At 40.4% G+C, this 20,084-nt stretch carries 20 protein-coding genes and 1 riboswitch; of the genes, 5 read left to right on the top strand and 15 right to left on the bottom strand.

What is annotated here, in order from left to right:
- Positions 1-178 precede the first annotated feature (178 nt).
- The 3 genes from ACGTNH_RS02600 to ACGTNH_RS02590 all read right to left on the bottom strand — a co-directional run bounded on the left by ACGTNH_RS02600 (position 179) and on the right by ACGTNH_RS02590 (position 3,161).
- Positions 179-1,381, bottom strand: a complete 1,203-nt coding sequence (locus ACGTNH_RS02600) for an MFS transporter (RefSeq protein ID WP_394584801.1) — start codon at positions 1,379-1,381, stop codon at positions 179-181.
- Positions 1,381-1,806, bottom strand: a complete 426-nt coding sequence (locus ACGTNH_RS02595; protein ID WP_394584800.1) for a MarR family winged helix-turn-helix transcriptional regulator — start codon at positions 1,804-1,806, stop codon at positions 1,381-1,383. The genes ACGTNH_RS02600 and ACGTNH_RS02595 overlap by 1 nt, the downstream gene beginning before the upstream one ends.
- A gap of 104 nt (positions 1,807-1,910) precedes the next feature.
- On the bottom strand, positions 1,911-3,161 hold the full coding sequence (locus tag ACGTNH_RS02590; protein WP_394584799.1) for an EAL and HDOD domain-containing protein: 1,251 nt from the start codon (positions 3,159-3,161) through the stop codon (positions 1,911-1,913).
- Between the two features lie 129 nt (positions 3,162-3,290).
- Here ACGTNH_RS02590 and ACGTNH_RS02585 point away from each other — a divergent pair, with 129 nt between their 5' ends.
- Together ACGTNH_RS02585 and rarD are read left to right on the top strand one after the other, a co-directional pair.
- Entirely contained in the window at positions 3,291-4,883 is a 1,593-nt protein-coding gene (locus tag ACGTNH_RS02585) for an FAD-dependent oxidoreductase (RefSeq protein WP_394584798.1), read from the top strand.
- Positions 4,884-4,988: 105 nt separating this feature from the next.
- Positions 4,989-5,891, top strand: a complete 903-nt coding sequence (gene rarD / locus ACGTNH_RS02580; protein WP_394584797.1) for an EamA family transporter RarD — start codon at positions 4,989-4,991, stop codon at positions 5,889-5,891.
- A gap of 245 nt (positions 5,892-6,136) precedes the next feature.
- On the opposite strand, the gene ACGTNH_RS02575 is transcribed toward rarD, so the two are convergent.
- Positions 6,137-7,078, bottom strand: a complete 942-nt coding sequence (locus tag ACGTNH_RS02575; protein ID WP_394584796.1) for an NAD(P)/FAD-dependent oxidoreductase — start codon at positions 7,076-7,078, stop codon at positions 6,137-6,139.
- Between the two features lie 282 nt (positions 7,079-7,360).
- Between ACGTNH_RS02575 and ACGTNH_RS02570 the strand changes: the two genes are divergently transcribed.
- Entirely contained in the window at positions 7,361-8,206 is an 846-nt protein-coding gene (locus tag ACGTNH_RS02570) for a TetR/AcrR family transcriptional regulator (RefSeq protein WP_394584795.1), read from the top strand.
- 38 nt (positions 8,207-8,244) lie between these two features.
- On the opposite strand, the gene ACGTNH_RS02565 is transcribed toward ACGTNH_RS02570, so the two are convergent.
- The 3 genes from ACGTNH_RS02565 to ACGTNH_RS02555 form a co-directional block, all read right to left on the bottom strand.
- On the bottom strand, positions 8,245-8,694 hold the full coding sequence (locus ACGTNH_RS02565; protein ID WP_394584794.1) for a hypothetical protein: 450 nt from the start codon (positions 8,692-8,694) through the stop codon (positions 8,245-8,247).
- Positions 8,695-8,712: 18 nt separating this feature from the next.
- Positions 8,713-9,927 (bottom strand): NAD(P)/FAD-dependent oxidoreductase, encoded by a 1,215-nt coding sequence (locus ACGTNH_RS02560; RefSeq protein WP_394584793.1) that lies wholly within the window; start codon positions 9,925-9,927, stop codon positions 8,713-8,715.
- A 93-nt stretch (positions 9,928-10,020) separates the two neighbouring features.
- The gene (locus ACGTNH_RS02555; RefSeq protein ID WP_394584792.1) at positions 10,021-10,218 is read right to left on the bottom strand and encodes a DUF2188 domain-containing protein; all 198 of its coding nucleotides are present in this window, start codon (positions 10,216-10,218) and stop codon (positions 10,021-10,023) included.
- 156 nt (positions 10,219-10,374) lie between these two features.
- A riboswitch (SAM riboswitch) is annotated at positions 10,375-10,485 on the top strand.
- 83 nt (positions 10,486-10,568) lie between these two features.
- Between ACGTNH_RS02555 and metX the strand changes: the two genes are divergently transcribed.
- Together metX and ACGTNH_RS02545 are read left to right on the top strand one after the other, a co-directional pair.
- A complete protein-coding gene (gene metX, locus ACGTNH_RS02550) occupies positions 10,569-11,642 on the top strand; it encodes a homoserine O-acetyltransferase MetX (RefSeq protein ID WP_394584791.1) in 1,074 nt (357 codons plus the stop codon).
- Positions 11,632-12,603 carry a homoserine dehydrogenase gene (locus tag ACGTNH_RS02545; RefSeq protein ID WP_394584790.1) on the top strand — a complete coding sequence of 324 codons (972 nt, stop codon included), beginning with the start codon at positions 11,632-11,634 and terminating at the stop codon, positions 12,601-12,603. The genes metX and ACGTNH_RS02545 overlap by 11 nt, the downstream gene beginning before the upstream one ends.
- Before the next feature lie 75 nt (positions 12,604-12,678).
- Here ACGTNH_RS02545 and ACGTNH_RS02540 read toward each other — a convergent pair whose 3' ends face one another.
- The 8 genes from ACGTNH_RS02540 to liaF form a co-directional block, all read right to left on the bottom strand.
- A complete protein-coding gene (locus ACGTNH_RS02540) occupies positions 12,679-13,398 on the bottom strand; it encodes a hypothetical protein (RefSeq protein ID WP_394584788.1) in 720 nt (239 codons plus the stop codon).
- 99 nt (positions 13,399-13,497) lie between these two features.
- Complete coding sequence (gene kynA / locus ACGTNH_RS02535; RefSeq protein ID WP_394584787.1) at positions 13,498-14,334, bottom strand: tryptophan 2,3-dioxygenase; 837 nt, start codon at positions 14,332-14,334, stop codon at positions 13,498-13,500.
- A 14-nt stretch (positions 14,335-14,348) separates the two neighbouring features.
- A complete protein-coding gene (locus ACGTNH_RS02530; RefSeq protein WP_394584785.1) occupies positions 14,349-14,993 on the bottom strand; it encodes a DUF4166 domain-containing protein in 645 nt (214 codons plus the stop codon).
- Positions 14,994-15,079: 86 nt separating this feature from the next.
- Complete coding sequence (locus ACGTNH_RS02525) at positions 15,080-16,606, bottom strand: RQC-minor-2 family DNA-binding protein (protein WP_394584783.1); 1,527 nt, start codon at positions 16,604-16,606, stop codon at positions 15,080-15,082.
- A gap of 84 nt (positions 16,607-16,690) precedes the next feature.
- Positions 16,691-17,392 (bottom strand): ribose 5-phosphate isomerase A, encoded by a 702-nt coding sequence (rpiA, locus tag ACGTNH_RS02520; RefSeq protein ID WP_394584781.1) that lies wholly within the window; start codon positions 17,390-17,392, stop codon positions 16,691-16,693.
- A gap of 231 nt (positions 17,393-17,623) precedes the next feature.
- Complete coding sequence (locus ACGTNH_RS02515; protein ID WP_394584779.1) at positions 17,624-18,256, bottom strand: response regulator; 633 nt, start codon at positions 18,254-18,256, stop codon at positions 17,624-17,626.
- Positions 18,253-19,296 (bottom strand): sensor histidine kinase, encoded by a 1,044-nt coding sequence (locus ACGTNH_RS02510; protein ID WP_394584777.1) that lies wholly within the window; start codon positions 19,294-19,296, stop codon positions 18,253-18,255. The genes ACGTNH_RS02515 and ACGTNH_RS02510 overlap by 4 nt, the downstream gene beginning before the upstream one ends.
- Entirely contained in the window at positions 19,293-20,009 is a 717-nt protein-coding gene (gene liaF / locus ACGTNH_RS02505; protein ID WP_394584776.1) for a cell wall-active antibiotics response protein LiaF, read from the bottom strand. The genes ACGTNH_RS02510 and liaF overlap by 4 nt, the downstream gene beginning before the upstream one ends.
- Between the last annotated feature and the right edge of the window lie 75 nt (positions 20,010-20,084).

Here is a 20,084-nt window from a genome sequence, read left to right as displayed (position 1 = left end):
CCTGTTTCCTTATCTTGCAAAAGAGCCTTCACATTACATAAGTTTTCAAGATTCCACTTTGGTCGAAGGAACGAAAAAAGTATCGACTCCTGCGAGACGAGCAGGCAGGAGACTTTTCGTCCTGCCCCACGGAAAGCGGGATCTTGGGACCTTTTTAGAAGAGCTGCGTAAACTTCTTTCAAGAAGTATACTCCAATTTAGACTGCTCATTCCCTCTCAGCTTTCTTCCGTGCAGCCAAACGTATAAAAAGATCGCTGAAAAGACAAAGAAAGAACTATAAAAATAAAGGGAGGACAATCCAATTCCTGTTGCTGCGATCCCTACTACGTAAGAACCCAGTCCAACCCCAATATCAAATATCGTGAAGAAAGTGGCCGTGGCTGAACCTGCTCGTTCTGGCACTTTTTGCAGTGCGATGGTTTGCATACTAGGCACCATCGTTCCCCACCCTAATCCAATTAATCCTCCTGCAATCAGCAGCATAATCGAGGTCGTGGACACGCTTAATACAATTAAGCCAATTCCAAACGTAATTATGGAAGGAATAACGATTACATTCTCACCGTAACGATCGAACCACCGGCCTGTAAAAGGTCTTGAGAGTAATAAAACGACAGCATACACAACAAAAAAGAAACTGGATGCTTGTTCAAGTCCCAATCCTTTTGCGTACACTGATACAAACGATAATACTCCAGCGTAGGCTAATGCGACAATTGCTCCAGTAATGGCAATAGGAATAACCGATTTTTCAAATAACCCTTCCATCTTAGGAACTACACTTTTCTGTTCAAAGTGAGATGCTCGATCAAGTTTCGGAACTTTAATTGTCGTTCCTGTTAGAAAAGCAATAACTGCTGCTGCTATACATGTCATAAACATAACTGGATAACTAAAGGATTGTATAAGCGTTAACCCAAGAAAAGGACCAACGACCATAGCGAAATTCATGGACATTGCAAAATACCCCATACCTTCACCTTTTCGCTGATTTGGAATAACGTCCGCGGCTAATGTACCTAAGGCAGTGGTGCCCATCCCAAACCCTATTCCATGTAAAAAACGTATGAGCAGAATCATGACAAGAGATTCTGTTGTCATATAAAGAATAGAACTGATACCAAAAATACTTAAGGCAATAATTAAAACCGGCATGCGTCCTGAAGTCTCTACCCACTGTCCGGTAAAAGGCCGAATTAAAATAGCAGCTAACAGGAAGATCGTGATGACTAGACCTGCCGCACCTTCTCCCGCTTGAATATCATCCATAATATACACAGGCATTGTTACAAACATTAAATAAAACACAAGAAAAACGAAAAAATTACTAATCCACACATTAATAAAACTCCATGTCCACAGCTTCGCACGAGCGGCCATCACTCTCCCCCCTTTATTTTACGTAGCACGTTCGATAAGGTCTTCACATGTTCATCTAGTTCCTTTTTCCGCTGCTCTCCAAGTTCTTGAAGCAGCACTTCTTCTGCTTCTTTGATCAGCGCCTTCCATCTTTCATAATGAAATTCCCCGCTTGATGACAACTTTATATTGTTCGTCCGTTTATCAGAACTCGCGTATTTCTCGATAAAACCCAAATCTAAAAGACGTGAGATTGTCCGGGACAAAGGAGGTGCCTCAACATTTAAACGTTCTTTTAATTCCGTCTGTGTCATCAATCCATGTTCATGAAGCTGAAAAATAACAGCCCAGTGTGACATGAAAATCTCTTCATCCTTAAGTGCCTCATTTAAATAATAATTGACTTCCCGTGACAGCTGTAATATGTGGTGAAACACTAATGACATTTTTCCCTCTCCAATCAAATAGTTACCTAGGTAATGATTAATAAAAAAAAGATGCCTGCCTGCGCAAGCACATAATTTAATATAACAGTTATGGTGAAAAATTGCTAACTATATACCTCTTCCATTTGTAAATGAGGGTTATACAACTGCTCTGTCCAGGCAATAGCCTGCCCGTAGATCTCTAATAATTCACTTAAACTAAGGTCCATTTTTTCAAGAATAGGTTCCAGACGTTCAAATTCCGCATGCTCAACTGCCACTGCGATGTCAAGGATTAATCGATGCATATTGTCTTCCCCATTCAACGCTTCGTGAATAGCTGTATCTAACGGCAGGGTATTCATCACTTCCTCAGAGGAACACTGCATTATTACATTCACAGCGGATAATAAACCGGTGAGAAAATATTGTTCTCCTAAGCGATTGTGCCCCATACTAATTCCAATTTGTTCGCACATTTTTGCTCTTTGTAAACTCGATTTCATTGTTTCTTGAGATGCAGGAGCCGGACTCTCTTCCTCCACTGTAAACACATACATCCATTTCTTTAAAGGTTCCACCCCAAACAACTGAACAGCTTGTTTAATCGATTGCACAGGCTTTGACAGCGAAGAAGAAAAATTAATTAAACGGAGAAGCTTATAGGTAAGAGCTAAATCCCTTTCAAAGATTTGAATAACTCGATCTAAATTAATGTCTTCCTCTTCAACAGATAGCTCTTTGATAATTGGAAAATAAGACGAACGATAAAGAGGAATGTCCACAGCGGAAACAATGACAGGACGGCTAATGTAATACCCTTGAAACAACTCAAAGCCTTCCCTCATGCATTGATTAAACTCTTCAGCCGTTTCTACCTTTTCGGCTAACAGCGTAATATTTTTATCTTGAGCGATTTTCCCAATTTCTGTCCGAATCGTCTTTGATGATTGACGGATATCTATTTTTATAATATCTACATATGTAAGAAGTTCTTGAATATTCCTTTGCTCAATACTCATAACATCATCTAGTGCTATAGAAAACCCTTTTTCTTTTAATTCACGGCAAACTTTAATTAAATCACCATTCCAATTCACATCTTCTAAGATCTCCACGACTAATTTGCCTGGATCGAAATATTCCGGCACCTTATCCATTAACAATTCTTCTGTAAAATTAATAAAGCAAGGGTGATTTTGAGATAATCGTTCAAGACCAATTGTTAAAAAGCTGTTAATTAAAACTTCACGTGTCGCTTTATTACCATCAGTCTGAGGGAATGTATTTTCTTTACTATTTCTATATAAAAGTTCATAACCATAAACATTCTTATGCTCATCAACAATTGGCTGCCTGGCAACAAATACCTCCACTCAACATCCCCCCTTAAATAGATGGCTTTTTTATTAGTATACTACATCAAAAATCAGAAGTTAATTTCACTTACATGAATTTCCTCCTATAGGACAAACTGAAAAAAAGCAATTATTAGGAGGTTATTTATGGATAAAAAATTGGATTGGACTCACCCAGAACCTTTATGGACTAAAGAGGCTTCTCTTCCTTCTTTCGACCAGTTAACCGACTCACTAGATACAGAAGTCGCTGTCATCGGCGGCGGTATTACCGGGATAACAACAGCCTACTTACTAGCAAAGGAAGGAAAAAGCGTTACAATTCTTGAGGCCGATCGTATTCTAAATGGTACAAGTGGTCACACGACTGCAAAAGTTACAGCTCAACATGGATTAATCTATCATGAACTAATAAATCACTTCGGAGAAGATCACGCGGCCTTATATTATAAAGCACAACTGGACGCCTTAACTTCAATGCAAGCAACCATAAACGAATTAAATGCTTCTTGTGAATGGTCTAAGCAGAATGCTTATCTTTATGCCACTACAAAGGAAGGGGCAAAAAAGTTAGAAAGGGAACGGGAAGCCTATGAGCGTTTAAATATTCCTCAAGCCTCTGATTCAGCATTACCTTTTGACAGCGATGCGACAGCCGTATTGTCCATGGCTGATCAGGCTCAATTTCATCCTCTTCTCTATTTATCGACGCTCTTAGAGGAATTCTTAAACCTAGGAGGAACCGTTTACGAAAACACCACAGCTGTAAAAGTAAACGAAGGCGAACAAATTGAAATAAGTACGAACCAGGAGGCCACTCTTTCTTGTGACCAATTAGTTATTTGCACCCACTTTCCTTTTTATGATGGAAGAGGGTTGTACTTCAGCAGAATGTACGCCGAACGCTCATATGTGATAGCCATTGAACCGAAAAAAGATTGGCAGGGCGGCATGTACTTATCGATTGATGACCCCAAACGCTCCATCCGTTCAGCTAACTATCAAGGTAAGGACATTCTCCTTATAGGAGGGGAGAGCCACCGGACGGGTGAAGGAGGAGAAAGTTTATTTCATTACAATGCCCTCGAAGAGTTTGCTGAGCGTACGTTTGGAATTAGAGCAAAACTTTTTCAATGGTCGGCCCAGGATTTAACTACCTTAGACAAGGTACCTTATATCGGTCCGATTCGTAAAAATGACAAGCGTGTTTTTCTAGCCACCGGTTTTAGGAAATGGGGAATGACCAACAGTAGAGTCGCGGGTGACCTTATAACCGACTATGTCATGGGACGTGACTCCCTTTACAAGACACTGTTTACTCCGTCACGATTTAAAGCTGACCCAAGCATGAAGGAATTTCTAAAAAATAATTCTAACGTAGCCGCTCACCTTATGGAAGGTAAGATCGAACTCGTCGGCACTCGCCCTGAAGCCTTATTAAAAGGTGAAGGGGCAGTCATTCAGTGGAAAGGTGAGCGCGCAGGAGCTTACAAGGACGACAACGGTGAACTTCATGTATTAGATACAACCTGTACTCATATGGGTTGTGAAGTGGAATGGAACAGTGCCGAACACAGCTGGGACTGTCCGTGTCATGGATCACGTTTCTCGTTCGATGGAGAAGTTATGGAAGGACCCGCTAAGAAGCCTCTAAAGAAAATTGCTTACAGTGATACAGATGAAGTCCGTCACATCCCTTATGAGGACGAAAATGATGAAGAACCGACTGATCAACCGTAAAGGCGCATGCTCATGCGCCTTTTTCCATTTTAAAACAAATCCCTTTCCATCTATGCTTTAGTTGGCTAAAATAGCAGTAGCAATTAAGAGAAAGGAATTTGGCTTATGCTCGAAGAAAATAAATTAGGGGTTCTATATACAACAGGAGCATATGTATTATGGGGATTTCTTCCGATTTATTGGAAGCTTATGCAGCATATCCCCCCATTTGAGATTCTAGCTCATCGTATCATATGGTCAGCTGTTTTCATGACCTTGATTATTATTTTGTTAAGGAAAAGACATCAATTCATTGCAGAGGCGAAACAAGTTTGGAAGAAAAAGCGAAGTTTAATTGGAATTTCTTTAGCTTCCATCATGATTAGTCTTAACTGGCTTACTTACATATGGGGAGTAAACAATGAGCATGTCGTCGAAGCAAGTCTTGGCTACTACATTAATCCACTCGTCAGCATTTTGCTTGGGATGATTGTACTGAAGGAAACTTTCAGCCGGCCTCAGTGGATTGCTTTCGCTTTAGCAGGCAGCGGGGTCGTTTATATGACGGTTCACTTCGGTTCTGTTCCCTGGATCGCTTTATTGTTAGCCTTTAGTTTCGGCACCTACGGATTACTGAAAAAATTAGTACCGCTAAATGCCATGTTTGGCCTCATGATCGAAACGTTAATTGTTTCTCCAATTGCTCTCATTTACTTAATAGGTGTACAGAAAACTTATGAACAAGTCGATTGGGTTTCATGGAATACGGTGCTCGTTTTCGGCGCCGGGGTGGCCACAGCTATCCCGCTTCTGTTATTTGCAGCTGGAGCCAAGCGTATTCCTCTATCAATGGTCGGTTTTTTGCAGTATATCGCCCCCACGATTATGCTTATCTTAGGTGTTTTTCTTTACGGGGAACCTTTCACAAAAGTGCACGCTGTCTCGTTCACCCTTATTTGGATGGGGTTAGCTGTATACACCTTTTCACGTATGAAACGATTAAGGAAATATGAAGCTCGTGCCAGTTAACGATGGAAAGATTTTCGATGTGCCTACAGAGAATGGCACTGCGGCAGATACTTCACTAACCCGCTCTTCTCATTCAATGCAATAGAACAAAGCTGTATAAAGGATAAAAACATCCGAACGATTCTGTAAAAATCTGTTCGGATGTTTTTATGTTAAAGAAAATTTACACACCGCTCCGCCAGAAAAAGTAAGTCATAAATTTCATCCTGAATTACTGAACAAGTCTTCATAACAGCATGCATCATTCAACTCATTACAGCTCCCGCTACATCTATGCCTGAAATAAATGCACTCTCAAAACGCGTCCGTCCAGAGGGATCATTTGGTCTTAGAAATGCATCACCTGCTGCAAACACAGTGTCTGTCACTGCCTCATACGATCGAGAATGTGTAGCGGCCGCCTGGGCATAACGCCATCTTTTTAATTGTTCAGATACTGTTTCATCAAATGAAAGGTACCCGCCTGTACGTTCTTTCATACGTTCTAACACGTCACTATCTCCATAATGTTCTGTTGACCAGTCGGCTGTCATATATACGCTGACTACAACGTCTTTCGAAATTCCTTTTTTAAAGTGATCGACAATCCGCTCCACACCAGCTGGAAGCTGGTTATCTATGTGCCCTGACGCGGGTAAGGTCGTAGGTTTTTCAAAATGAAATATCCCGACGCAGGTGGGTTGAAAGGTTATCCTTTCTAATGCCTCTGTTCCAAGTCCACTTTTTTGTAAAAGGGCTCCAGCTTGAGGAACGGGAGCAGTTATAATGATTTTCTTACTTCGCCACGTCGACGAATCCTCGGCTGTAATTGTGAATCCGCCATCGTCTTCCCTCCATTTTTCCACTGTTGTATGGGTTCTTACATATAAACCATCCGCCAGGTGTTTAGCTAAGCCATTCATTCCGTCTATCGCTGTATAGCGAGGATAATCTACTCCAAACCAATGTTTAATCCAACCATTTTTCAGCCATTGCTCAACTTCTTGTTGCAGCTCAGAAGTGCGAACTGTGAAAAATTGAGCACCATGATCAGCTTTCCCCTCGGCCACTCGTCTCGTTGCTAACCGGCCCCCTACACTTCTTCCTTTATCAACAATCAGGACATTTTCTCCCGCCGATTGCAACTTCCGGGCAGCTGTTAATCCTGTTAAACCTGCTCCAATAATGGTAATATCATAGTCCTTCATTACACGGCCCCCTTTTTAATTTCTTCAGGAACATTCCCTTTTTAACGGAAAAGAACACCTTATAATCTTTCATTCACAGGGTTTGCAGGAACATAGTGCTTATAGAAATGATGGAGACTCAATTTCTAGTTTCATATTTAATCCTTCATACAAACCTGCTATGGTTATAATAATGGACATAAAACTATAAAACAGGAATGAATCACTTTCATTCCCACATTAACTAAATAGTCATAAGACGAGGGATAACTTTACTACGGAAAAAATGAAGGAGCTTTCAAGATGGAAGATAAAAAAATAAATATCATACAACAAGCAATTAAACTATTTGCCAAAAAAGGATTCAGCACAACTTCTGTGCAAGAGATCGCTAATGAATGCAGTATCTCTAAGGGAGCTTTTTACCTTCATTTCAAATCGAAAGATGAATTACTGCTCGCTATCTTTACTCATTATTCTAAGGAAATCGAACAAAAAACCGCTGCTATTGAATCGATGGATTTAGACCCCCGGACTAAATTTGTAAAACAGCTGACGGTTACTTATCAGGAAATCATTAAACACCGTGACTTTATTATTATGCAAATTCGGGAACAAGCCATCCCTTTCAACGAGGACATTGAATCCTTTCTTCAACAGATGCGCTTTCACTCTTACTTATTCTACAAAAGAAGTCTTCTGGCCATATATGGAAAAAAGATTGATCATTCGATATGGGAAGTGACACTGTTAATGCAGGGTATGTTTAAAGCATACATGGATCTCATTATTATCGAAGAGGTTGAATTTGATATTGAAAATTTGTGTAAGGCGATTTTAAAACGAACAGACTACCTGGTTGAAGGCTTTAACCGCAACGACGATCAACCAATCATAACTGATCAATTAATGAATGAAATCATTCCTGAAGATTTTTATTACAACCAGCTCGACACCATAGTGCACACATTAGAAGAAATAAAGGAAAAGGCATCGGGTGATATTGAAGTGACGATTGCAGTACTTCTAGAAGAAATTCAGAAACCTTCTGCTCGGCATGCGGTTATAAAAGGGATGCTCTCTAACTTAGAGGAAGAAGAATCCTTTAAAGGAATCACAGGTCAAATCCGAACTTTTTTTCAACTATAAAAAGGAGACCTCTTTTTTCCAAAAGGAGGTCTCTCGTATTATTCATCTTCCACAATTTCATCTAATACAAAGTAGACGGACTCTACCCCTTCCTGCGCCACAAGACAGGCCACCCCCAGCGTTGTCGTCCAAAAAGAATCAGGGATATACGGATTCTTTAAACCGGCTGGCTGAAAAAGGGCTCGATAAATTCGATTCAAATGCCTTTCTGTTTCGTTAGGATCAGTCTCCTTCTCCCCTCTGGCGATGAGAAATACATAGCGCATAGATTGGAACAGATTATCACCCGGCATAAACGTATACTCTTTGAACAACTTAAGCTGCTTCTCAGCATCCTCTTTCATGCCTGTCTTTACAGCTAAATCATCTAAATGCTCATAAAGATGACGATAAATTTGCTGAAAGATTCTACGTTTCTCGTCCTGCATCACTTTATCGGTATAAATGTCCTGTAATTTAGCAAACGCTGTCTCTTTAGTCCAAGTCATAGATTTCCCCTCTTTCATTTAGTACTCAAGACCAAAACTCTTTGCTTCATGCTCCACTGATCCATACAGTTCAGGCATGTGTTGGGATTGCTGCTTAAGCAGCTTTGGCAAATGGGGAACCACTTTATTCCACACCATTGGGTTTGCAGCCATCGCCTGGAACAAAGATTCTTCCTGTGACGTAAGCGCTCTGCGAGATTGAATATAGTCTAATGTTAAACGGTAGCCTGGACCTAAATTTTCATCCCTTTGCTTTTGAAAATGCTTGATGAGCTCGCGCCACGAGCCACCGTTATCCCAAGCCTCAATCGCTTCTGCTAAAAGGAAAGACTGCATCAGGGCATCATTCATTCCTAAACCAGTACTCGGATCTTTACTATGAGCTGCATCACCTACTAACGCCCATCCGTTTCCTCCAGCCTCTCTAAAAAAGTTAGGCATACCTGTAGTACCAATGATTTTGCCTTGAAGCGATGCTTGCTCTAACCGCCTTTCCATTCCGTAAAACTGCCGGTAAATTTCTTCGAATCTTTCAGGGTGTTTCGCTATCTCAGAGAACTCATAGGGAAATACTTCTAAACCTAAGCAGTCCACCCCCGGCTCCATAGGAAATAAAAAACCAATTCTTCCTTTATCCAGGAATATTTCTGTTGTTGGTTCCACTAGAGGCTGCACATGATGATAATATCCATAAAACACAGGACGGATAGGAGATTGTTCGTTATATTTTTGGGCACCCGTTTGTTTAGCGATAAATGAATTTTTACCATCTGCTCCTACGACAAGGGAGGCTTTAAATTCGTGAACCTTACCTTTTTTATCTTGTGCTTTAACACCTTGGACGCGACCCTGGTTTTTGAGAATATCGTTAACTTGATATCCTTCCTTCAATTCGACGGTGGGATAGGACAGTGCCTTTTTCACTAACACATGGTCAAATTGTTCTCTTCTTGGAATCAGGGTATACGATGCACGAGGCCCTTCTATAAAGCTATTTCCTATGTAAGTACGCATACGGTTTATTTTCCGCAAGCCTGAAGCTTCTACCTGTTCTAATACACCAAGCTTTTTGACATATTCAAGGTGCGAAAGATGATGAGTTGAAAGCGTATCACTAGGAAAAACTGCTTTGTCTAACAATAAGACCTTCTTCCCTATCCTTCCTAATAAGATCGCAAGGCTTGCCCCAGCAACGCGAGCCCCGACTATAATTACATCTGCATTTGAATTCATACGTTGCGCACACCCTTATCATTGTTATCTTCAGCGTAACGTTTTTACTTCATTATTTCTATAAAAAAAGCTCCCGTCTGGGAGCTTTTCTGACTAATATTTAATTTCTTCTTCTACTTCGTGATTCTGATCTAAAATGATTAGACGGCTCGGCTTATTTTCTTGAGCCATTTCTTTAGCTTTTTCTACAGCTGTGTCTCGCTCATCATATTCGTCCGTTGGAGCGATATCTTCAATTTTTACAATCCAGCCTGTTACGTCTTTATTTGGCGCTACACTATATTCCTTCATGTTTGATTCTCTCCTTTTTTTCTTGGTCTCTATAAGTACTTTCCCAACGCCTATACCTTTCAAACGTAGGAATGGATTTTCACAAATAGTTTGACATTATGTACAGCTCATTCTATAATTCGTAACATACCTTTAATGCAACGATTAATTAAATAACTCTTATCTAGAGTGGCAGAGGGACTAGGCCCTGTGACGCCCGGCAACCTTCAAGGAACGACTTGAAAAGGTGCTAATTCCTACAGATCATACCGATCTGACAGATAAGAGGAGGAACCTAACGAACCGCCCTCTTCTTATTTCAGAAGAGGGCTTTTTTATATGCCGTCAATTTAGTAAGGAGGGCAACGCGCATGTCCATAAAATACGTGATGAACCAACATGCTCATACAAAGGTTTCGATTGGAAACTTTACTTTAGAGTCTGGAGATACACTTCAAGACGTGGAGTTAGCTTATGAACGCTGCGGTCCTGAGCATGCTCCAGTTGTTCTTATTTGTCATGCCCTAACAGGAAATCAACATACCGTAGGTTCTTCAGAGAGCCCAGGCTGGTGGAAAGGTCTGGTTGGGGATGGCTGTGCTATTGATACGACTGCGTATCAAGTCATCACCTTCAATGTACTAGGGGGGTGTCACGGTTCCACAGGTCCCACAAGCGTTAATCCGGAAACGCAAGTACCGTATCGTCTGAATTTCCCCAAAATAACGATTCGAGACATCGTGCGTTCCCAATATGAAGCCTTAAAAACACTAGATATCCACGAAGTTCATGCCGTAGTCGGCGGGTCTTTAGGGGGAATGCAGACTCTTGAATGGGGTCTTCTCTATCCTAAATTCATGAAACAGCTTTACGCCCTTGCCGCCACACCTTACTTAAGTGATTACGGCATAGCCTTTAATCATATTGGAGCAAGGGCAATTCAGGATGACCCTGCTTTTTTAAACGGAAACTATGATAAGAATGAACAGCTACATGGATTCGAAATTGCGCGGATGGCTGGCATGGTCACCTATCGGAGCGGAAAGCTGTTTCAGAAACGATTTGACCGCCACCAAAGTGAATCTTTTTACGACATTCAATCTTATATGAATTATCAAGGTGAGAAAATTAAAGAACGATTTGATGCCAACAGCTATCTTTATTTACTAGAAGCGATGAACCACCATGATATCAGTCAAAGCCGCGGCACTCTTCAAGAGGCTGCCGCCCAATATCAGGTTCCGCTTTTTACAGTGAGTTTCGAGCACGACTTACTCTATCCAAAAGAACTCATTCAACCCTTTAGTCAGTTAGCCGCAAACAGTGAGCATCTGCACGTCCAAACTGATTATGGGCACGATGGATTTTTAGTCGAATTCAATCAGTGGGGATCATGGCTTTCTCATAAACTAAACGAAGGAGCAGTGAATCAACATGACAATTAAAGCAGCCATCCTAGGCTTCGGCACCGTGGGCCAGGGGATTTATGAAATATTACAAACTAAACGCAGGCAGCTTCATAAGCTGATTGGTGACAAAGTAGAAGTAACAAGCATACTCGTCCACAATGTTCATAAAGAAAGGTTTTTACCTGATAATGTTATAGTCACCGACCGTTTTGACGACGTATTAAATCAAAAGCCGGATGTTATATTTGAAGCTACCGTCGGGATAGAACCAAGTTATTCCTATTTAAAACAAGCCATTGACCAACATATTCATGTCGTTACTGCCAACAAGGTGATGTTTGCCGCCTGCGGCCACAAGCTAATACAGCGCGCAGAGCAAAGGATCGGTGTTGGCTATGAAGCTACTACAGCCGCAGGTATTCCCATTATCGGCACTTTGACCACCCTCCTGCAAACGAATAATATTACGAAAGTACAGGGAATATTAAACGGCACGAGCAATTATATTTTGACAGCTATGCAAGATCAAAATAAAACGTTTTCTGAAGCGCTTCAGGAAGCTCAAACAAAAGGCTATGCTGAAGCGGACCCTACGAACGATATAGAGGGACATGACGCTTTTTATAAATTAATGATTTTAAGCCAATTGCTTTACGAAAAGCAGCCAGATTGGTCAGCGGTTTCATTAACAGGAATATCAAACCTTAACGAAACCGATTTAATATCTGCTGAGGAGAAAGGCGAAAAAATCCGCCATGTAGCTACTCTAGAGCTAGTAGATGGAGAATTAAAAGGGACGGTCGAGCCGCTTTTTCTTCCACCTTCACACGGACTATTCGGAATAGAAGGCGTAGACAACGCCATTAGCGTAACAGGAGACTTAGTTGGGTCTGTTACCTTAAGGGGGCCGGGGGCCGGCCAATTACCAACCGCTAGTGCCATGATTGAAGACTTTGTACAGATTTGGCAGACAACGCCTGCAAAACAATTCATATAAGACATCAAAAGCCTAAGCATTTCTTAAAGTAATCCTGATTCAGGAAAACGTAAGAAGCGCTTAGGCTTTTTAAATTTATTCGTCGATCCATGAACTGCGGATCTCAGCATAACGTGGTCTCATCATATCTTCTAAGTCGGTTTTAGAAATGAAAATACGATCCGACTCTGCTCCTGCCTTCTCTTGTTCTTGAGGAGTTAAATGGACTTCTATCCGATTCCCTTTAAGAGCAAGATTACGAAAATTCTCTTCTGCTGTAGATTCATCAAAACTTCCTTTTACTTTTTCATTAGCCAGCTTTGTTAATGTTTCTAAATACTGCCCATCTTCAGTGAAAATGTGATTAAGATCTAATCGCTTGCCGTTTGATTTATCAAAATTCAAAACCGTTTGCGATTCCTGAGAAACATCCTTATCCATCTCCATTACTTCTGTAAACTTAACAACAAAAACTTGCTCGTCCTCAAACAGCACATCATAGCTCACGGCTAAGCTATGCTTTTGATTGTTGTTTCGATTCACTTTAGCTTCATAACTTTCTTTTTTAAACGTATCTTTTAATTGATTTACATAATCAATAATGGATTGATTAATTTGATCGTTTGGTGTTTGAGGAAATTCAATAGAATACTGATACTCCTCGATATCTTTCATCTCTTTTTCACTCGTAACCGAGTAAGGCTCCTGTTTATTTGCACTGGAATCTTGATCGTCATTAGCATCTGCAATCATAAATGAACAAGCCGTCAGTAATATTACACTAAGGATTGATAAATATATATTAAATGAATTCATTTCTATTCCCTCATCATTCTCTATCTATTCACATTCATCACATAGTGTAACACAAATGTAATAATAGATTAATACATTTGTTATAAAGAATTTATTTTTTTATATTTTCGTTCTTACTTCCCATAGTTCTGGGAAAAAACGGTGGTCTAAAACTTTCTTCAAATAGCCCACCCCTGAAGAACCACCTGTCCCAACCTTGTGACCTATAATCCGCTCCACTGTTTTCATATGACGAAACCTCCATTGTTGGAGCCAGTCTTCAATATCTACGAGCTTCTCTGCCAATTGATACAAATCCCAATAATCGTCTACGTTTTTATAAACTTTAGCCCAGGCTGCTTCAACCGAAGGGTCGGCTTCATATACCTTCGTATAATCCCGCTCCAACAGCTGTGGGTTAATAGAAAAACCAGCTTCCATTAACTTCTCAATTGCTGCGTCATATATACTGGGCGATTCGTAGGCTTCCTTCAACTGTTTGTGCAGTTCAGGATCCTTTTCATAAATTTTTAACACGTGAGGCGTTTTATATCCTAATGCAAACTCAACCATGCGATATTGATAAGACTGGAACCCGGAAGCCTGCCCCAGCTTATCCCTAAACTGAATATATTCAGCAGGTGTTAATGTAGACAACACATCCCACCCATGAATGATTTGCGTTTGGATGTTCGATACCCTTGACAGCATCTTAAACGCTTCTTGCATTTCCCCTTTACGAATCGATTCAACAGCCGCCCATAATTCATGAAGAATAAGCTTCATCCATAATTCGCTTACTTGATGAATAATAATAAACAACATTTCATCGTGATGATCTGATAAACGTTTCTGGGCAGCCAATAATTGATCAAGGCCCAAGTATTCTCCGTACGTCATTCTTTCTTTAAAATCTGTATGAACATGTTCATTTCCTTTTGATTCTTGTTCTGACATTTCACTCACCTCGCTTAGGATAAGATGCCTCGATCTGGAATATGAGAAACAGTAATTGGTAAAAATTCTGCATAAACAAGCCCCTCATACATAATAAGTGTACCGAACCAAGGGTGCTCGACGTGAACATGCACCCTGTACGCTTCTTCCTCTTCATCGTAATGTTCATATAAGGAAGTAGTAGGGGCAGAGAACGTCCACTTATTCTTTACGTTCATTTCCCTGGATTGCAGCAAAAGCCCGCCTTCTTTAGACACATCTACATCCAATACTGAAGTTATAGAAGCTGTCTTTCCTAAACTGTCAACAATCGCTTGCTTTTCTTCATCATAATGCATCGCTGCATCAAAACCTCTAATCGCGTATGGAAAAAAGAACCGCCGTACGTAACTGATGGCTTCCTTCCCTTGTTCATCGACGTAAGAATAGTTTTCTAATGTGAAAGGGACATCCTTACCTCGTTCTGCAAAGATTAAATGGTCTTTAGCTCCAATATTTAAAAAAGGGCGCAGCCATAAAGGGGTGCCTCGAATTTCTGTCATTCTGCCCTGGCCTAAAATCATGACTTTTTGACTGCTGGTCATTCCAAACTTTTTTTGTAATTCCGGATGTAAATCATGAAATTTATCACCGAGTGCACGATGAAAGATTGATTTCATTATAAGTCCTCCTTGGTGAATCCTCATACTCTATCCTTATGTAACTCAGGGCTTGTTTTAAGAGCCCTGTTTTTAATTGGTTTGTATCACATGACCTCTTCAGCAAATTGGCTAATTGAATATCCTTTTTGCTGCTTCATCAGCCAACCTTTTTTCTCCAACTGATTGAAAAGTCGTTGAATATGTTTTTCAGGCCAATCCGCCAGCATCCCAAACCAACGTGTCTCATGAAGATGCAGTCTTCTAAGCTTGTTTGTTGATTTTCCTGCTAATACTTGTACAAGCGTGTGAGCTGGGTAGTCTGTACCGTAGTAATGGACTAAATCCAAAACATGCTGGACAGAATGATAGTCCAAAGCCCGTCCTTTTACCGTAATAATAATATCATCATCCTGGTAAGCGACTTCATTTAAACGTTCCTTTAACTCATGGAGCAATTTTTCTAAAGCCATGTCCATGTCTTCTGGCAGATTCTCAAGCCACACCTCCACTTGTTTTACCATGGTCACGTCGGCAAGCTGGATGTGAGAGAGCCAAATGAGATTGGATTCAAATGAGTCAATGGGCAGATTGGATTGAGAAAGTTTTTTGTGCATTTCAAGCAGCGGGTAAGCATCTAACAATGGTTCGTCAACTTTGTAACGTTCAATTTGCTCTGCCAGCTGTAAAGCTTCAGCCAACGCAGGTAAATATGGATGAAATCTTTCCTTCAGAAAAGAAAGCTGACGTAATTGATAAAGTAAATCCGTGTTCTGATCAGCCACTTCATTAAATTGTTTGTGTACAGTGTCTACACGTTTACGAACTTTAAGAACATCGAATTCTTCTTCAAGAAGAACTTCATTTCCTTCAGTGAAGTAGTAAAATCGACTATCACACGCTTCGCATGCACATTGAATCATGGATTGATTGGAGATGAACCGTAGTTCTTTATTATGGGGACAGCTGCTGTATCTGTCATTGACCCACAACTGTGGAAGCGTTCTAAAGGGACGCATCACAATATCAACACGATTTCGCCATAAGGATACATCTTCTGGATATTTCAATAAAGAAAGCAAAGCAGATTGATTCATCGTCTCAATTGAAGAAATCGTATGTTTCTTTTCATGCATTAATTCTACAATCGGGTGTCTATGGAAACCCTTCGTCATTTGCTCCAGCCATTCATCCCTTGATTTTAAACTAATCGCTGCCACAAATATATAATCATCAATAACTTGGCGAATATGCCGCTCCAATTGTTCAGATGACAGCCTTGTAATATCCGTTTCATATCTGTACTCTGCCTTTAAAGGCAGGCCGTGCTCAGCAGAATAATTTTTCCATAAAAAGAATTCAGGCTTAAGCAAATGGGGATGCAGTGTATCATCCTTTGAAAAAGAAACAGGAAGTAAAGCATCTCCGTTTATATTTAAAAAAGTTTGAACCATCCTCACATTTATTTTCTTTTCAGCGACATATTCAGAGATCGCTTCATTTACTCGGGAAAGAATACCTCTTTCGAATTTGTGACCAATTGAACGAATCTGTTTGTTTTTCTTACCTATTGGAGTAAGAATAATGTACGGATAACGTTCATCGTGGTACGTTAGACTAGCTGGAAGTCCCATAGTGATTCCCCTTTATGATGGAAGGATATACTACTATTATAGAAAAAGTATGAAAACATACCAATGATTATTGAAGAAATGGGCTTACGAAGTTAAAATTTCCACTGAATACCCAATAAATAACCCTGTTTCTACAACCCCGGGTAAGGCTTTTACTTCATATTCTATATTATGATTTATTTTTTGAAATTTAACGTCGAATATAACATTTCCTGATTCCGTGATGACAGGCCCGTCTTTAGATACGGCCATTCTTAATTGAACGGATGCCACGTGGAAGGATTTTATCAGCTCTGTCTCAACTAAATGAATGGCGCGTGGATCCACTTCTATAGGAACGGATGTTTTTTCCCCCAGCTTTTTTACGAACTTTCTGCTATCCACTAGAATGTAAGTAAGCGGAGAACTGGCCATCACTAACTTTTCAGCAAGAAGCGCCCCGCCTCGTCCTTTTATTAAGTTCCTCTCCCCGTCTACCTCATCTGCCCCATCAAATCCCCAGTCAGGTCTTTCATCTGTTAATGTAGTAGTCGAAACTCCAAAATAAGCGCAATTTAATGCTGCCTCTTTAGATGTAGGAATAGCTTTGACGTCCATGGCCTCTTTTCTTACTCGCAGGCCGATAGCTTTAAGTGCTAATAAAGATGTTGAACCTGATCCCACGCCAATAATATCTCCGTTTGAAACTTTTTCGCTTAAGGTTTTTGCTGCTTTTTCCTTCTCTTGCTGATTATCGATCTCTCCAGACCAGCTCAGCGTATTATACAAAGGATTTTCCCATTTCATAGCCATCGCCCCTTCTTCTTGGTATTCCCCAAATAGAAGAAAACAAGCGCTCTATTCATCGAACAATCATCTCATACATAAGATTCAATAAGCCGATAATCTAAAAGCCCCTATAGAGAAGGTGAATACATGCAGAAACTTTATGTAAAGTTAATCATTTTTTATCTTGTATTATTTCTGGGATTGTTGTTTGTGATGTTAGAGAAATAGCCTCCACCTTTGACGGGGAGGCTATTGGATTAAATTATGTTTAAACGCATAAATCACGGCTTGTGTCCGATCATGAACATCTAACTTCCCTAAAATATTGCTAACATGTACTTTCACCGTCTTTAAAGCAATAAATAATTCTTCAGAAATTTCTTGGTTCGTTTTCCCTTCTGACATAAGCATTAGTATTTCTTTTTCCCGAGTGGTCAACTGGTCATGCAGGGGAGTATGCTTTGAGGTACGCATTTTATTCATAATTTTCCCTGTCACTTCTGGCTCAAGAATAGACTGCCCAGCATACGTTTCCCTTATCGCTTTAGCAATTTCTTCTGCTTTTGAAGTTTTTAACATATAGCTGGTTGCTCCCGCTTCTAAAGCTGGGTACACTTTTTCGTCATCAAGAAAGCTGGTAACAATAATAATTTTAGCATCCGCCCATTGTTCGATGATTTTCTTAGTAGCTTCAATTCCATCCATTTCCTTCATAACAAGATCCATCAAAATAATATCCGGACGATGCTTTAACGCTAAGTCCACGGCATCTGTACCATCATTAGCTTCCGCGATGACATTAATGTCCTTTTGTGAAGAAAGATAAGCCGACACACCAATTCGAACCATTTCATGATCATCCGCAAAAAGTACTGTAATCAAGACATTTCCCCTCCTCTAGATAAAATAGGTACTTTTACTTCCAGTCTTGTTCCTTGTCCCTCTAAGCTGATTACTTTGAATACTCCCCCAACCTCGATCGTTCTTTCCCTCATATTTTGCAAACCATAGGAACTCGTTTTTGACTCTTCGACTTTAAACCCAATTCCGTCATCCACTACTCTTAAAATAATATGGTGATCGCGCTCAATTAACATCACATGAAGAGAGTTTGCTTTGGCATGTCTTAATGTGTTGGAAACCGCTTCTTGCAAAATCCGAAACAGCTGATCCTCGATGCCTTTATCCAGGGATAATGGTTCTACTGTCCATTCAACTTCCATAGGAACTTTTTGTGTCAGCTCAGCTAGAAGCTCCTCTGAGCCTTCTGATAATGTTTTCCCTTTTAGGGCTACAGGACGCAAGTGGAGAAGTAATGCTCTCATCTCAAGCTGAGATTGATGAATCATATTTTCTACCATCGATAATTGATGCTTCAGCTCAGCTTCCTTCTCAAGTTTACGATTTTCATTAATTGCAGACATGAGCATAGAGGCTGCAAATAACTGCTGGCTGACAGAGTCATGAAGCTCCCTTGCTAAGCGGTTTCTTTCTTGGATCACTACTTCTTGAAGACTCTTCTCTCGCTCCTGCGCACGCTCGGAAGCCAGCCGTTGAGCCATTTCTGCTTGCGAGGAGAATTTCCCTTCAATTTTTTTCATTTTCTCTTCTATGATCGACAATTCTTTGTGCTCTTGACTTTCATATACAAGTGACTGACCCTTCACAATTTCTTCAAGCTGGTGTTCAATATAATGGAGCTTTCGACGCGTTAACCAGGCTTGACCCCCGCCAATAAATGCCCCCGTCGATACAGACAAAAGCAAGATAAATACTACATACGGGAGATCCAGCACTTTTCTCGTCCATAACTCTTCCCAGTTCTGCAAAGGAAAAGCCACTAAAGTCAGGCTTAAAATAATACAAGCTAAGAGAACGCACGTAATAATACTGCCGAACAGCTGTCTTTTCCACGTAATCATATGCGTTTCACCTCAATATCACCAGACCCTAAGGAGGTCACAATTTTCACTCGAGGCTTGCGCAATACATAATCAGATGTTTGATAACTAACAGTCTGATTAATTAATTTTGTGTTTCGATATTGGAAAATGGTCGATCGACCCAGAATTGCACTATGCTGAATCGATACTTCTACTTCATAGGGAACGTAGATATATAGGTTGCCGACGAAATGTCTAATGGAGATCACGGCTTCATCATTAGGTAAAACCGTATTACTCAAATCGACGATCCGCTCGCCGAATCCTCCGTGAATATTAATATCCTGCCACTTATACGCACGGTCAGGTGTTGAATCATCTCCAAAGAACTTCTGACGAAGGACTGGTTCTCCTCCACTACTCTCCATTTCTTCGTAAATGACAGGTTCTATACGCTCAGGAGCATTTTTCGAGCGGTAATAATGCCTTATCGCTAGGACGAGAGCGGCAATGATGAGAAAGCGTACAGCCATCATATTTATAATAGTGGCAAATAAGCTTATCGCTCCAATCCAGAAAATTACCTTGGCCCAAAGCTTTTTGTAACTTTTCCAGCCAAAATAAATGAGTAACCCTGAAAACACAACTGAAACAATTAATCCACCATTGAAGAATGCGACTTCTAAAACAAGAAGAATCGCTCCGATAAGAAGTATAATATTCACTGTATCTGTAGACATTCGTCTTAACATAGCGATTCCCCTTTCCGTTCGCCTTGTCTTTCTTCTATGTAAAAAGGCGCAGTACACTGCGCCTTCTATCATATC

The organism is Halobacillus sp. B23F22_1, assembly GCF_043497005.1.
Lineage (GTDB): Bacteria > Bacillota > Bacilli > Bacillales > Halobacillaceae > Halobacillus_A.
Note: the sequence above shows the minus strand (reverse complement) of the source record. Positions and strands in the feature narration are given on the sequence as shown.

Excerpts from the sequence above, each read along its gene's own strand:
- ACGTNH_RS02600 (WP_394584801.1), bottom strand. The coding sequence starts at position 1,381 with ATGGCCGCTCGTGCGAAGCTGTGGACATGGAGTTTTATTAATGTGTGG.
- ACGTNH_RS02595 (WP_394584800.1), bottom strand. The coding sequence starts at position 1,806 with ATGTCATTAGTGTTTCACCACATATTACAGCTGTCACGGGAAGTCAAT.
- ACGTNH_RS02585 (WP_394584798.1), top strand. The coding sequence starts at position 3,291 with ATGGATAAAAAATTGGATTGGACTCACCCAGAACCTTTATGGACTAAA.
- rarD (WP_394584797.1), top strand. The coding sequence starts at position 4,989 with ATGCTCGAAGAAAATAAATTAGGGGTTCTATATACAACAGGAGCATAT.
- ACGTNH_RS02575 (WP_394584796.1), bottom strand. The coding sequence starts at position 7,078 with ATGAAGGACTATGATATTACCATTATTGGAGCAGGTTTAACAGGATTA.
- ACGTNH_RS02570 (WP_394584795.1), top strand. The coding sequence starts at position 7,361 with ATGGAAGATAAAAAAATAAATATCATACAACAAGCAATTAAACTATTT.
- ACGTNH_RS02565 (WP_394584794.1), bottom strand. The coding sequence starts at position 8,694 with ATGACTTGGACTAAAGAGACAGCGTTTGCTAAATTACAGGACATTTAT.
- ACGTNH_RS02560 (WP_394584793.1), bottom strand. The coding sequence starts at position 9,927 with ATGAATTCAAATGCAGATGTAATTATAGTCGGGGCTCGCGTTGCTGGG.
- ACGTNH_RS02555 (WP_394584792.1), bottom strand. The coding sequence starts at position 10,218 with ATGAAGGAATATAGTGTAGCGCCAAATAAAGACGTAACAGGCTGGATT.
- metX (WP_394584791.1), top strand. The coding sequence starts at position 10,569 with ATGTCCATAAAATACGTGATGAACCAACATGCTCATACAAAGGTTTCG.
- ACGTNH_RS02545 (WP_394584790.1), top strand. The coding sequence starts at position 11,632 with ATGACAATTAAAGCAGCCATCCTAGGCTTCGGCACCGTGGGCCAGGGG.
- ACGTNH_RS02540 (WP_394584788.1), bottom strand. The coding sequence starts at position 13,398 with ATGAATTCATTTAATATATATTTATCAATCCTTAGTGTAATATTACTG.
- kynA (WP_394584787.1), bottom strand. The coding sequence starts at position 14,334 with ATGTCAGAACAAGAATCAAAAGGAAATGAACATGTTCATACAGATTTT.
- ACGTNH_RS02530 (WP_394584785.1), bottom strand. The coding sequence starts at position 14,993 with ATGAAATCAATCTTTCATCGTGCACTCGGTGATAAATTTCATGATTTA.
- ACGTNH_RS02525 (WP_394584783.1), bottom strand. The coding sequence starts at position 16,606 with ATGGGACTTCCAGCTAGTCTAACGTACCACGATGAACGTTATCCGTAC.
- rpiA (WP_394584781.1), bottom strand. The coding sequence starts at position 17,392 with ATGAAATGGGAAAATCCTTTGTATAATACGCTGAGCTGGTCTGGAGAG.
- ACGTNH_RS02510 (WP_394584777.1), bottom strand. The coding sequence starts at position 19,296 with ATGATTACGTGGAAAAGACAGCTGTTCGGCAGTATTATTACGTGCGTT.
- liaF (WP_394584776.1), bottom strand. The coding sequence starts at position 20,009 with ATGTTAAGACGAATGTCTACAGATACAGTGAATATTATACTTCTTATC.